Raw genomic sequence first — 12,068 nt, 5'->3', positions numbered from 1 at the left:
AGAGATCGTGTCATGCCTCGGTCCTTCCATTGCAACGGTCCTTTGTGTTTGCAGAAACGGCGGATTTCCGCCGTTTGATGATTGTCTGAAGTAAGTAGTGAGAGAGATTGGAAGGGTTGGAAGGATAATTCAGGGTCTTTCGTGTGCGCATGCGCGCACACACGCGCACATGACGGGGGGACCAAGCAAAGTCATTCCACCCCTTCCAAACCCGCACAAATCCGCCATTTTCGTCCTTCCAATCGTACTTCCAGCTGGAAGGCAAACCCCTTCCAAATGTAGCCTACAGCGGCATATCGTCCGGGTAGGGTCCGGGATCGCCGGCATATTGCGAACGCCCAGCATCCGTATCGGCATAGTCAGCAGGCGATTTCGTCATCTCGATGTCGAGCCACTGCATCCCGTTCGACGCTTTCTTCTCGAAACCGCGATCCTCCATCGCCTTCGAGAAGCCCACTGTCTGCCATTCGGCCGCGCCCGTTTCCTTCGACCATGCCTTGAACAGTTCGAAGAGCGTCGACGACTTGGACCGCGCGCCATCGACCGGCTTGGTGCACTCATCCAGGAAGCGGCCCAGCTGATCGCTCTGCTCGCGGTATTTGGCCGTAGCGGCCAACACGCTTTCAGGCTCGACCAGCCCGTGCGCGCGCCAGTCCAACAGGCCCTCGATCAGCCGATTCAGGATGCCGGAAGCTTCTCTTTTCAGTTTCTCCGGTAACGCTTTGTCGACCGCCTCTTTCGCGATCTGCACGTCCCACGGCACAAGCATGACGCGCCGCCAGATCCCGTCGTCATGACCGGTGATCTTCGGTTTGTGGTTGCCAGAGATCGTTACCTTGAAAGAGGGGAGGAACGAGAAGAAGCCCTTGTTCAGATGCCGCGCGTCAATGAGTTCGCCGCCCGTGATCAGCTTGATCAGCGCCTCAGCAAGCTTCGCCCCCTTTTCGGGTTCCGACGTCCGCAGGAAACGGATGCCGGGCAGGCGCGCCAGATCGGGCGTCGCCTCGCCGCCTTTGCGGCCACGGCCCTGATCGAGGAACGTCTCGATCCCGACCGAACCGCCATAGTCGCCGGCGATGTAACTCCACGCGTCGACGAGCGTCGATTTACCGTTGCGGCCCTTGCCGTGGAAGAACGCCAGCTTCTGCTCGCTGATGTCACCGGTGATGCTCAGACCGCCCCACTGGTGAAGGAAGCGCCGCATTTTGTCGTCGGGCTGCACCACCGCCAGGAAGGTATCGTAATCCGGGCAGAGTGCCTTCGGATCGAACACGACATTGGCGATCTTGCTGATCAGATCCTCCGGGCGATGATCGTCCATTCGCATGCCCCAGCGATCACCCGTCGTAATCGGCTTGAGGACACCTTCGACCATCACCCATCGCTTGCCCTCTTGGGTCAGTCGCAGCGTGCCGTTGAGCAGGTTGATAGCCATGCGGTCGGCGTCCATTGCATCTGCGCGAATCGCCACGTCGACGAACGATTTGACGAGGCCGGCTATGCATCCGAGGCGCTGCGAGCCTTCGCTCGATTTGGCGTGGTCGCGCAGCATGTCGCTGTAATAGATCGGCACCTTGTTATCGCCGCTGCCCTTCCAGCGGACGATGAAGTCGAGCGCGGCAGTGCGCTGCTCGTCGGTAGCATCCTCAGGCAGATCCTCCTTCAGCCCGCTCGCCGCGACAAGATCCGCTTCGTGGCGTATCGAGCGCACGGTATCGAAAACGGCAAGACTGACCTTCCCCGGGATCTTATCCTTTTCCTCGGACAGCAGCTCCCAGCGCTTCCCGTCCCACACGAACCACCCCAGTTCGTTGCAGAAGCGAAAGCGCCATGCGTGCCGCGTCCTAAATCGTTCGGCGTTCCCCAGGTCGGTAGCCTGATACAACGCGCATTGGCGATCCAGCGCATCGTCCTTAGCGGGCGCAATGCGCCCCCCTGACCCCCCAGCCTGTGCCGGGGGGCTGATGGTTCCGGTTTGGAAGGGCTCGGAAATTCCATCTTCGCCGGGTCCGGGCGCGGGTTCGAACTGACCGACATCCTCGGCATAGGCATCGAGAGGCGGAACCTCAGGCGCGTATGGCGATGATGATGCTGCCCGTCCGCTGTCGCGGCCGCGTGCGGTCTGTGCGCCTACGGCGCCGAGATCGCGGGGCTTTGCATTCGCGAAGCCGTTGTCGATCGCCCTCAATGCGCCCGCCAGATCGTCATTCTGCGGCATGGCCCGCACGACCGATTCGAGGCCAGCACGAACGAAGTTCTCGGCGATCGCGCCCGCCATCACCAGACCGCCCATTTTCAGCGCGGCATGATAGATGCCCTGATTACGGCCACCCCAGCGACCACCGCCGATCGGCGTAGCGGCGAGTTCGTCCATCTCCTCCTGAAGAGCGATCTGGGCGTACCGTTTGTGACGCGCATCGACGTCGACCGGGAAGACGTCGCGCGGTACGTAGCCCGACGTCGGTTTGCCGGCATCGGCAGCCTTGCGCTTGCCGGTGGGCGACCGCAGCACGGCGACCAGTTCGACCGGCATCGGCACGATCGCCGCGTCAGCATCACCACGCAGCCAGCGATATGTCCCGGTCGCGTTCTTCCCGTCGCCCTCGCAATGGCTGGGCGGCACGATCGTATAGCCGCCGAGACCGCGGACATCGATGTGATCGGGCAGGTTGCCGCGGTTGCCGATTGGCTCACCTTCAGGCATTTCGAAATAGACGTGAACGCCGCCCGATGGCGTGCGAACCGCAAGGCTGGTTGGCAGCGCACAACCGATCTGTTCTTCGAGATCGGCCTTCAGCTGCTCCAGCGTCCATTCTTCACCGGTGGCGTTATCAATGCGGGGGTCGAAGTCGATCACGATCAGGTTGGCCTTGCCGACCGAGACGCCGATCATCGCCTTGGGCCACTTGCGCCACCAGGCGCGGATCTGATCCTCGTCGCAGGTCGCCTTAGATACGCCGCCCGACCCCTTGATCGGGTTGCCGTCGCTATCGCGGTCCTGCGGTACCAGCGGCCGCTTGTTCTTGACCGAGCACGGAAACACCGGCCAGCCACGGCGCGCGAAAGACAGCGCCGACTCAAGCTGAGACGGCAACGAAGTGGAAACGCTCACAGATCATGCCCCCGGCAGAGTTGGAGGCAGACGACCGATACCGGTCTGCCAGCGGCGCGACGGCGCGTCCGTTAGAAGGGCACGTCGTCGTCCAGGTCGTCGGTGAAGGTACCGCGCGAGCCGCTAGCGCCGGCACCGGCGTTGCCACCAGCTGCGCCGCCACGCGTGTCGCCGTAGCTCGAATAGTCGGTGCGACCGGGATCCGCCTCGCGCCGATCGAGCAGCACCAGCATCGAATTGAATGTGCCGAGCACGATCTCGGTCGACCAGCGATCGTTGCCGGCGCTGTCCTGCCATTTACGCGTGCGCAGGGTGCCTTCGATGTAGACCTTGGAGCCCTTCCGCAAATACTGCTTGGCGATCTTCACCAGCCCCTCGTTCACGATCACGAGGTTGTGCCATTCGGTCCGCTCTTTCTGATCACCAGACGTGCGATCCTTCCAGCGTTCGGACGTCGCGAGACTCATGTTGACGATCTCGCCACCGTTCGGAAACGTCCGGGGCTCCGGGTCCCTGCCCAGGTGCCCGACGAGGATAACCTTGTTCACGCTGCTCATCAGATCATCCCCAGTGCTTGCAGGTAGACTTCGAGGATGGCTTCCTCTTCCTCATACTCTTCCTTCTTCTTTTTGCGGATGGAGAGTATCTTGCGGATGGCTTTCGGGTCGTATCCACGCCCCTTGGCTTCGGCCATGACATCCTTGATGTCGTCGGCGATGCCCTTCTTCTCTTCTTCGAGACGCTCGGCGCGCTCGACGAGCAGGCGGAGTTCATCGGCCGCGATGTTGTCGCCCTCGGGAATTGGATCGTCGCCCTCGGGTGCGTCCGGCCGGCGATAGATGACCGTGCCAGCGCGCGTGCGGCCAGCCTTCCATCCTGCGGCCATGACCGCACGGACGATGGCTTTACGAGAGGGTGCAGCGGACCTGATGTGCGAGGGCAGACCATCGAGGACGACCTCGACCGTTACCTCTTCTTCGCGGCCGTCCAGCAGCTGCTGCACAGCAAGCTCCACTTGTGTGTCGAGCTTCAGCCTCACGACGCGAGTGCCGCCTTGATCCGTGCAAGCGCCGCCTCCGCCGCATCGGCCCGGGCTTCCGCAGCGCCAGCGCGCGCCACAGCTGCCGCGAGTTCGCTGGACTGGTGGTGGCCGGCACGCTGGACGTGCTGCCGGATCATTTGGAACAGGCCATCGAGCGTCGGCGCAGAGTCTGACGTTGGATTCGTCGCCGTTTCGATGGGCGGGGTACTCGGGACAGGCTTTTTCAAGGGAACGGCTACCTTAGTCGGGAGCGTGGCAACCGACGCCTTCGGCGTCGGATTGACCGCAGGAGCTTTGGAAGGCGCAGGTTTCGTCCGGACGGTCTTGAGCGCATCGGCAGCCTGCGCAGCGCGCGCCGATCCGGCATTGCCGCCACGCGCGACGATCGCCGCAATCTTGGCGACGCCCGCGTCAATCACCGGATCTGGCCTTTTCGCAGTCGGCACCGGGCGCGGTGCGGGCGTAAGCGTCGCCTTCGTCCGCCCCAGCGTTATTATACGTGTCTCGCCATAGCCCTTGATCGTGATCCGACCGGCGTCAGCCAACTCGGCAAGCAAAGTGCGCGCACTTTCTGGGCTGTCGAAGCCGAACCGCTCCATGATCTGCGCATCGGTCGGCAGAGCAGTATTGTGCTCGATGTTGCGCTCGATCCAGTCGTACATGCGCGCCACGTTGATTTTAGCGTGGGCCATGACTCAGCGGCGCCCTTGATGCGCGCTGGGCTTCGCGGCGCGGTCGATGTTCATCGTCATGACTTCGCAAATCCCGTGATTGCGCCGGTGCCGAGAATGACGACACGCCGATACGTTGGCGCCGCGCAGCCGAGCACTTTGATCAGGTGAGCGGCGACCATCGCCTCAAGTCCGGCTTTCACCGCGTCCTCGGTCAGCCGCGCTTTGTCAGCCAGTTGCTTGTCGGTCGGGCAGGGGCGGGCATGCGATGCGAACCGCTCCAGCACCGGGAGCAATGCGTCGACGATTGCGGCCTCGTCGTCGACCAGCTTGGCAGACGGCGCGGTCAACACGGTCCGCACCGGCCGCGTCAGCGGCGTCGGCTTGCCAGTCCGTTGCGCTCGATAGTTGAACACGGTCGGATCGATGTTTGATCGCGGACGCGTAAGCACGACCAGCCCGAGCGCTGCGAGGTCGCGCATGCGCTTCGCCCCGGCCGAATTCACGGGCAGGCATAGCCGGGTGGCATACGTGAAGACGTCGCCATGCTTGGCGACTTCCATCCACGCGTCGATCCGGGTCGGACTGGCGACAACGCCAGGAGCCTCGTCATGGGCAGCGAGCATCTGCATAGTTGCCATCGCGATCACGCAGCCCTCCGCTCATGCTCGCGCTGTGCAACTCGATCGAACCAGCCGCCCTCGGGCTTCGCGTCCCAAGCGTTGATAGGTACGGCGCAGCGCGTGGCTGCGAAGATCTGATAGGCGAGCGGCGCATCGGGCACGACGTCGCCCGACATCATGCGCTCCATCGAGATCTGCCCGATACCTGTCTTGCGCATGAGCTTACTCAAAGCGCCGACCGGCTGGTGCTGGATCCAATGGGCAAGACGTCGCGCGCCCTCGTTCGGCACGGCGACGCCGAGCCGCAGAAGTCCCTTTTTCATGCTGCAACCCCTCGTTCGATGCGGTCAATTCGGCCGAGCAGGGCGCCGAGCGCGTCAAAAGCCGCGCGAATATCCGGCTTGGCTTCAAGCAATTCGATGCGGGTCAGTGCCGCACCACCGTCCGATGACGAGGCCGCAGCAACGACCAGCTTGTGAACGGCGCCCGTCATCGCTGGCAACGCATCGGTATCGCAGACCGCATCGGCAGGAACGGAACGCCGACCAAAATGGGCAAGGAAGCCGTCCAGGGCGTGCGGATCGAGCGACAGCAGGTTCGCAGCGGTGTCGAGACATAGCATTGAACGCTCGTCGCGGGCGTTGCGCACGGTCTTTTCATCAATGCCGCCCAGTGCTTTGGCGACACGGGTTGGGCCGTGGTCAGAACAAAGCGCGCGGAGCGGCCGCGACAAGATCTCGCGGGCGTCCTCTTCCGTCAGGAGCGCAACAGGCGGGCGGACAGGAGCGCTCACTGTACCGTATCCATTTCGTTATGGACGACATCACTCATTTCAATCGAACCATCGGCAGCGGCCATAAATTCGCTGATCTTCGTCATCACGCGCAGCGTGGGAGAGCTACCCGCACGAAGCCGTTGCAGCAGACCGGGCTCTCCAGTGGCAGAACGGCCGAACTTCGCTTCACCGATCTCGGGATGGCGGTTGAGGAACGCATCGATCGACGCGATCAGCTGTGCATGCGACGGGACAATCATGCATGATGAATGCGTTAGATTTGTCTAACGGTCAACCGTATTTGTTAGATGCTTCTATCGTTGCCGCACGAGCGGCAATGTTAGAAAATTCTCACATGCCAAAACCTGACAACGACCCGCCAACTTACGCCGCTTTGCTTGCGCTGAAGCCCGACGACCTCGCCTTGGGTCGCTGGGCCTCGGAGGCAAAGCTGGCCCGCAATTATTTTAACGACCTTCGCGGCCATGGGAATCCGGGCGAAGAAACGCTGCGCAAGCTGCTAGCGGTGATCGGCAAAACGATGGCTGATTATGACCGGGAAAAGGCTCGGATTGCCGGCACTGTTTTGTCCGAGGTTGAGTCCATCCCCGGCTCGGCACGATCTGTGTTCCACGGCGAAAGGTTACCCGATTTGGAAGTTCGTGGAACGGCGATGGGAGGTGAGTTTGGCGATCTGGACAGCGATATTGAGCTAACCGAACTGCATATGGACGAGGTGATTGACCGAGTTGCCCGTCCTATCGCTCTTGCAAACGATCCGAGGGCATACGCGCTTAGGATCATAGGCGACTCTATGGCGCCACGGTTCAAGCCTGGCGAACGGGTATCCGTGAATCCTAAAGCCACAGTATCGATCGGCGACGACGTCATCGTCCAGCTGCGCGGGGACGACGGCAACGACGGTGAACGGATCAAGATGGTGCTGATTAAGGAGCTGGTTCGGTTCACATCGACGTTCGTCGAACTTCGACAGCATAACCCGTCCACGGTTTTTCGCGTTGAGAGGAAACGTGTCGCTCACATACACGTGGTGCGGGCCAACTATTTTTGAAGATAGTTTAATCTAACACGATAGTTGACTGTTAGATTGATCTAACGCATCTAGCTTCCATCAGGGCACCCCGCCCGATGGGAGTTGCAAATGCGCCTCGACACCAAACCCGGGCAGGCTGACCAGCCGTGCTCCTTCGCATGTTTTCTCGCGGTTCTTGGTAATCCCGCACCGGCCTTTGCCGGGACACCACAGACCCTGCGCCGCCAGATTGCCGCACGGCCGTTTGCTGCGTTTGACAATGTCTTTGCGATCGAACGGAAAGAACCGAACGATCTGGCACAGCGCGTCGCACGCTTGCGCGCGATCCAAGGCAAGCCCCGGCCTGATTTGCCGCTGCTTGCCCGCGACGGGCAGTCGAGCCGCCAGCGACGCTTGTTGTTCGCGATCGGCGTGACCGCGGCCAGCTTTTGCGCGTGGATCCTGTTCGGCCTTGCGGTCGCCTACATTGCCGGGCGGTTCTGATGCCTTGGTATCATGCACCAGCCGCGGCGTCGGAATTCTGGTTTGGTCCATCGGAAACGCGCGACGCTGCTATCGGGAAGGGCAGGGAACGGCACGGCCCCCGATTCTGGATCGCCGAAGGCAAGCCCTTCGAGAACGACCTCAATGTGTTCGAGCCCAACGTCGCGCCCGTCATCGATCACTTCGACACGCTTAACGAACAGAACTTCGGCGAGGACGGCGAGGGCGGGCCGCTGCATTGGGACGAGGACGCCTGCGCGGATCTCTCGCGCCGGCTGAACGCCGTCTTTGCCGCCTGGGCCACGGAGCACGGCTATCAGCGCGGCTGGCAGCTCGATCTGGGCGACAGCGAAGAGATCCGTCCAGTCCTGACACTCGCGCGTGCAGGAGGCTGCCCATGATCGTGCCGTCTATGGCGACCATGGATCTGGTCGCGCGTCGACTTGGTGCCCCCGACCACAAGACGTTTCTCGCTGTCGCTCCCCGCTCGATGCAGGATTGCTTCAGGCTGGCGTGCGAACTCGCGGAGGCAATTAAGCCCTTCGCAACCGCCCGGATCGACGACGACCACGGTCGGCGTCTCGCCGACTGGCACGCCCAGCACGACAGCGACGGCGTGTCGCTTCGCTGGGACCCGGAGTTCGACGACGGCTCCACACTGACCATCGGTCAATTCAAGCGCGCACGCGCTGCATTCCAAGGAGCGGCATGATGTCTCCATTCATCCACCCGACGATCGCAGAGATGGATGCTGCTCGGCAGATCGTGGACAGCCCTCCCGTCATCTCCACCTACGCCGCTTGCGCATGGGACGAAATGCACGAAGACGGAAGGGTTTGGCTCGCCGCCATCGTGCGGGAAGCAGCCCGCAATGCGGGCGGCAAGTCACCGCGGCATGTCGTCGTAAGTATGGACGCACAGATCAAGTGGTCGGTGCGCACGTTCTTTCGCGCGACACGCAATCACGCAGGCGGCGTCGTCCTTGGCTTTGCACCGACGTTTTTCGCGATCGGCGCGGAGTTGATCACTGGCAGCACGCGCGGGATAGCATTGATGATAGGCCCGTTCTGGCTCGGGTTTGCAGTCAACAGATTTGATCAGGGGCCACAATGATGCGCCCCCGGTTCATCTACGCTGACGCCGAAATGGCGTTGGTCGCCGAAGACGTCCGGAGGAACCGTGCGGAAGGCGATCCCGGGCTCGTAGACGCGGGAAAGCTGACTAGGGAGGCGGCCGCAAACAGGCTGCGCATTTCGACCGCTATCGCCGTCGACTGGAAAGCATATGCGGCCATGGAGCTACCCCCGGTCGATCGAACGACCGACGCGGAGAAGATCGCAGACCTAAAGGCCGTGCTAGCCGGGGCCGAAAAGCGACGTGATCAGGCCCGGGCAGCGATGGCTAATGAGTATGGCCCGTCCGTAGATGCCCTATCGCTCAACGAGCTTTGGACGATCCACGATTCGCACGACACGAGGTCGCTGCGCGTGCTGCCGTATTTGCGCTGGGAGAGCTACGCGGCCGCGATTGAGGCGATGCTATGGTGGCAGGAGCGTCCGCGCTACGAAAGCCGACGCTTCATCACAATGGTCAATCAGCAGCTGCAAGGCATGGGCTATGTTGCGGAGCGTGCCGCCGCGTGAAACACGTTTCGATCCCCCTTCAGCGGTCATCATCGCCGCCGGAACTGATCGAACTGGCGAAGGCGCTTGCACGTCTCGCGGTAAAGCGTGACATAGCAGCTGCTCGCAAGGACAGAATTGGTGCGAACCCTCCTCTACGCCCGCTATAGTAGTCAGCTACAAAACGCCCGGTCGATCGAGGATCAAATCTCGCTTCTCCGCGCCCGCTCCGAGCGCGAGGGCTGGCCGATCGTCGACGTGTTCACCGATTATGCTATCAGCGGCGCTGCCGGCGTCGGCGCCGAACAGCGCCCAGGTCTGCATGCCATGCTCGCGCGCGCTGAGGCTGGCGGGATCGATCAGATCTTCACAGAGTCGACCGACCGCATAGCGCGGCATCAGGGTGATGCGTTTGGCATTCGCGAGCGGCTGCGCTTCGTCGGCTGTCGGCTGTTCACCTTGCTCGATGGCGAGGTCGACGAACTGACCGGCACCATCAAGAGCCTGATGGACTCGCGCATGCGCGAAGATCTCGCCGCGCGCGTTCGCCGCGGTCACCGCGGCGTCGCGACCAGCGGCCGATCGCCAAGTTCGGTCGCGTTCGGATACCAGCGAACTCCAAAGCTGGACGATCGCGGCGAGCTTGTCCGTGGGTTGCGCGAGATCGATGCCGACGAGGCCGCGATCGTGCGCCGCATATTCGTAGAATTCGCGGCGGGACGCAGTGCCATGGCCATATCGCAGGGGCTAAACATGGAGGGAGTGCTTCCACCGCGGCGGGGGTTCTGGCGGGCGGGAACCCTACTCGGCAATGCAGCCCTCGGTACCGGCATCCTTCGGAACCGTTTGTACGTCGGTGAGCTCGTGTACGGCCGAACGATCGGCGTTCAGTCGCCGACCACGCGCAAGCAGACCATACGCCCGGCCGTGGACCCGGTATCGGTCGGCGCCGTGCCAGCGCTGCGAATCATTGACGACGTGTTATGGAGCGCCGTTCAGCTGAGGCTGGAGCAGAACACCGGCGACCGGCCCGAGAAGCATCGCCGGCCCAAGCACGTTCTGTCAGGCTTAGGCTTTTGCGGCGTCTGTGGCGGAAACTGGATCATCACCGGGAACAACGGCAAGGCCGGCGCCCGGCGCTGGGGATGTGCAAGGGCGCACGAGAAAGCCTGCACCAATACGCGGCTGATTTTAGGCCATGTCTACGAGGCCCGCGTGCTGGCGGATCTTAAGGGTCAAATGCTTGCGCCCGACGTCGTGGCCGCATTCGTGCGGGAGTATCACCTTGAACATGCGCGCGAGAGCAAGAAGCTAGGCCGCGATCGTGATCGCGCCGAACGCCAGCTGGCCGAAGCCGGGCGCAAGCTCGACAGGCTGGTCGCTGCCCTGAGTGAGGGTGGATCCAGCTTTCCGCAGATTCGCGCGGCAATGACGGCCGCGCGCGACGATCACGACCGAATCAAGCGCGCTCTAGCGTCTATGGACGCGTTGCCGGTGCTTACGCTTCACCCCGGCCTTGCCGATAGCTACCGTCGCGAGATGGACGATCTCGAAAGGCTGCTGATGGAACCCGACGCCCATCTAGAAGCGATCCCGCAGATCAGGAGCATGATCGACCGCGTCGAACTGCTGCCTAAGGCTGACAAGCTGCGCGGCGTCGACCTCGTCGTGCATCGTCGGATCGACCAGGTGCTGGCCATCGCTACGCGGCAGCGCGCATAAAAAAGGCCCGGCGTTAACCGGGCCTTTTCTCATTCTTTTGGGACCGCCTTGTCGCCCGCTCCAGCGCCGGTCAGCAGAATTCCCTGCCCCCCTGCCTGATGCGCGTCCGCCGTGCTCTCGAACCAAATGCGCGGCGATTTTTTCTGCACACGCATTTTACCCTTTCCCGGCATATCGTACCACAGAAAGTGTTCTTCCTCATGAAGAAGCTCAATGTTAAAGAGCGATAGCACAAAGAGCCGGTCAGGGGCGAGGCGGACCCACGGCACTATCAGGCAGCCTCAGCGAACACAGGCTCAAGGTTTTGCGCTGAAAGGACACGCTCGATTGGCAGCTTTTCTTCGGTTTCCGCGCCCACAATGCGAAAGTCGACTTCAAAGCCGTCCACGTCATGGAAGTGCTTTGCATAAGATCTGAAAGTATCGATCACTAGCGAACGAACCTCATCGATCGAATTCGCGTCATAGCAGAACAGCGGCTCGCTTTCCGTGAACACGGTAAACACGCGCGCATCCGCATCGGTATGTGCAACGGTCACGTTTGTGTCACGAACAAGCTTAGTCAGCCCGTTGTAGTCCAACTTGACGATGTTGTCGGTCATATTTGTTCTCCTGCGCACGCGCAAAAACACACCTCTTTCCTCAAGAGGGTGAAGCACGGCGATGTTTGTTCATTGTGCAGCCGCGATTATGCGCAGCGAAAACCCGGCATGCGATCACGCGTCGTGATGGCGCGAGCCCGGATGGAGCGCATGGGCACAAGCTGTACGACATTCCAGACCATCTGCACCTCCTACCTTCATCGAATTAACAACTGCCTATGATATAGGCGATGTAACCCGTTGCACAAGAAAAGCGCTGATCCCTTGGGACAGCGCAGTCCGAGGTGTAATACGCACGAAAACGTAAAACGCCTAGCAAATTTAAAAGTAGGACGATTTAGCCATGCTTTTAACGGTAGCGCT

17 protein-coding genes are annotated in these 12,068 nt (G+C 61.7%); 7 read left to right on the top strand and 10 right to left on the bottom strand.

The genetic code is table 11. From position 1 onward, the window contains the following. Nucleotides 1–283: 283 nt before the first annotated feature. The 8 genes from sphst_RS01260 to sphst_RS01225 form a co-directional block, all read right to left on the bottom strand. Nucleotides 284–3,043, bottom strand: coding sequence for a phage/plasmid primase, P4 family (locus sphst_RS01260; RefSeq protein WP_234387250.1), 2,760 nt, complete (start codon nucleotides 3,041–3,043; stop codon nucleotides 284–286). Nucleotides 3,044–3,183: 140 nt separating this feature from the next. Further along, complete coding sequence (ssb, locus tag sphst_RS01255; protein ID WP_031394122.1) at nucleotides 3,184–3,669, bottom strand: single-stranded DNA-binding protein; 486 nt, start codon at nucleotides 3,667–3,669, stop codon at nucleotides 3,184–3,186. After that, nucleotides 3,669–3,914 (bottom strand): DUF2312 domain-containing protein, encoded by a 246-nt coding sequence (locus tag sphst_RS01250; RefSeq protein WP_031394121.1) that lies wholly within the window; start codon nucleotides 3,912–3,914, stop codon nucleotides 3,669–3,671. The genes ssb and sphst_RS01250 overlap by 1 nt, the downstream gene beginning before the upstream one ends. 233 nt (nucleotides 3,915–4,147) lie before the next feature. Then, nucleotides 4,148–4,846 (bottom strand): hypothetical protein, encoded by a 699-nt coding sequence (locus tag sphst_RS01245; RefSeq protein WP_081877553.1) that lies wholly within the window; start codon nucleotides 4,844–4,846, stop codon nucleotides 4,148–4,150. Between the two features lie 56 nt (nucleotides 4,847–4,902). After that, complete coding sequence (locus sphst_RS01240; RefSeq protein ID WP_031394119.1) at nucleotides 4,903–5,475, bottom strand: hypothetical protein; 573 nt, start codon at nucleotides 5,473–5,475, stop codon at nucleotides 4,903–4,905. Then, nucleotides 5,472–5,771, bottom strand: a complete 300-nt coding sequence (locus tag sphst_RS01235; protein WP_031394118.1) for a hypothetical protein — start codon at nucleotides 5,769–5,771, stop codon at nucleotides 5,472–5,474. The genes sphst_RS01240 and sphst_RS01235 overlap by 4 nt, the downstream gene beginning before the upstream one ends. Beyond that, nucleotides 5,768–6,241: a hypothetical protein gene (locus sphst_RS20155; protein ID WP_031394117.1), complete on the bottom strand. Its 474-nt coding sequence runs from the start codon at nucleotides 6,239–6,241 to the stop codon at nucleotides 5,768–5,770. The genes sphst_RS01235 and sphst_RS20155 overlap by 4 nt, the downstream gene beginning before the upstream one ends. Continuing rightward, nucleotides 6,238–6,483 (bottom strand): hypothetical protein, encoded by a 246-nt coding sequence (locus sphst_RS01225; protein WP_031394116.1) that lies wholly within the window; start codon nucleotides 6,481–6,483, stop codon nucleotides 6,238–6,240. Before sphst_RS01225 ends, sphst_RS20155 begins: the two co-directional genes overlap by 4 nt. Nucleotides 6,484–6,485: 2 nt before the next feature. Between sphst_RS01225 and sphst_RS01220 the strand changes: the two genes are divergently transcribed. From sphst_RS01220 to sphst_RS01190, 7 genes are all read left to right on the top strand, one after another. Next, nucleotides 6,486–7,295, top strand: coding sequence for a S24 family peptidase (locus sphst_RS01220; RefSeq protein WP_031394115.1), 810 nt, complete (start codon nucleotides 6,486–6,488; stop codon nucleotides 7,293–7,295). A 90-nt stretch (nucleotides 7,296–7,385) separates the two neighbouring features. Beyond that, on the top strand, nucleotides 7,386–7,760 hold the full coding sequence (locus tag sphst_RS01215; protein ID WP_031394114.1) for a hypothetical protein: 375 nt from the start codon (nucleotides 7,386–7,388) through the stop codon (nucleotides 7,758–7,760). Beyond that, the gene (locus sphst_RS01210; RefSeq protein ID WP_031394113.1) at nucleotides 7,760–8,161 is read left to right on the top strand and encodes a hypothetical protein; all 402 of its coding nucleotides are present in this window, start codon (nucleotides 7,760–7,762) and stop codon (nucleotides 8,159–8,161) included. The genes sphst_RS01215 and sphst_RS01210 overlap by 1 nt, the downstream gene beginning before the upstream one ends. Continuing rightward, the gene (locus sphst_RS01205) at nucleotides 8,158–8,472 is read left to right on the top strand and encodes a hypothetical protein (protein ID WP_159043446.1); all 315 of its coding nucleotides are present in this window, start codon (nucleotides 8,158–8,160) and stop codon (nucleotides 8,470–8,472) included. The genes sphst_RS01210 and sphst_RS01205 overlap by 4 nt, the downstream gene beginning before the upstream one ends. Beyond that, nucleotides 8,472–8,873 (top strand): hypothetical protein, encoded by a 402-nt coding sequence (locus sphst_RS01200; RefSeq protein ID WP_159043445.1) that lies wholly within the window; start codon nucleotides 8,472–8,474, stop codon nucleotides 8,871–8,873. Before sphst_RS01205 ends, sphst_RS01200 begins: the two co-directional genes overlap by 1 nt. Continuing rightward, nucleotides 8,870–9,403, top strand: a complete 534-nt coding sequence (locus sphst_RS01195; RefSeq protein ID WP_031394110.1) for a hypothetical protein — start codon at nucleotides 8,870–8,872, stop codon at nucleotides 9,401–9,403. The genes sphst_RS01200 and sphst_RS01195 overlap by 4 nt, the downstream gene beginning before the upstream one ends. A gap of 120 nt (nucleotides 9,404–9,523) precedes the next feature. Beyond that, nucleotides 9,524–11,104 (top strand): recombinase family protein, encoded by a 1,581-nt coding sequence (locus sphst_RS01190; protein WP_031394109.1) that lies wholly within the window; start codon nucleotides 9,524–9,526, stop codon nucleotides 11,102–11,104. A gap of 29 nt (nucleotides 11,105–11,133) precedes the next feature. Here sphst_RS01190 and sphst_RS01185 read toward each other — a convergent pair whose 3' ends face one another. Together sphst_RS01185 and sphst_RS01180 are read right to left on the bottom strand one after the other, a co-directional pair. Next, entirely contained in the window at nucleotides 11,134–11,373 is a 240-nt protein-coding gene (locus tag sphst_RS01185; protein ID WP_031394108.1) for a hypothetical protein, read from the bottom strand. A gap of 2 nt (nucleotides 11,374–11,375) precedes the next feature. Continuing rightward, a complete protein-coding gene (locus sphst_RS01180; RefSeq protein ID WP_031394107.1) occupies nucleotides 11,376–11,705 on the bottom strand; it encodes a hypothetical protein in 330 nt (109 codons plus the stop codon). Nucleotides 11,706–12,068 lie beyond the last annotated feature (363 nt).

The organism is Sphingomonas sp. STIS6.2 (assembly GCF_000732685.2).
GTDB classification, from domain to species: domain Bacteria; phylum Pseudomonadota; class Alphaproteobacteria; order Sphingomonadales; family Sphingomonadaceae; genus Sphingomonas; species Sphingomonas aerolata.
Note: the sequence above shows the minus strand (reverse complement) of the source record. Positions and strands in the feature narration are given on the sequence as shown.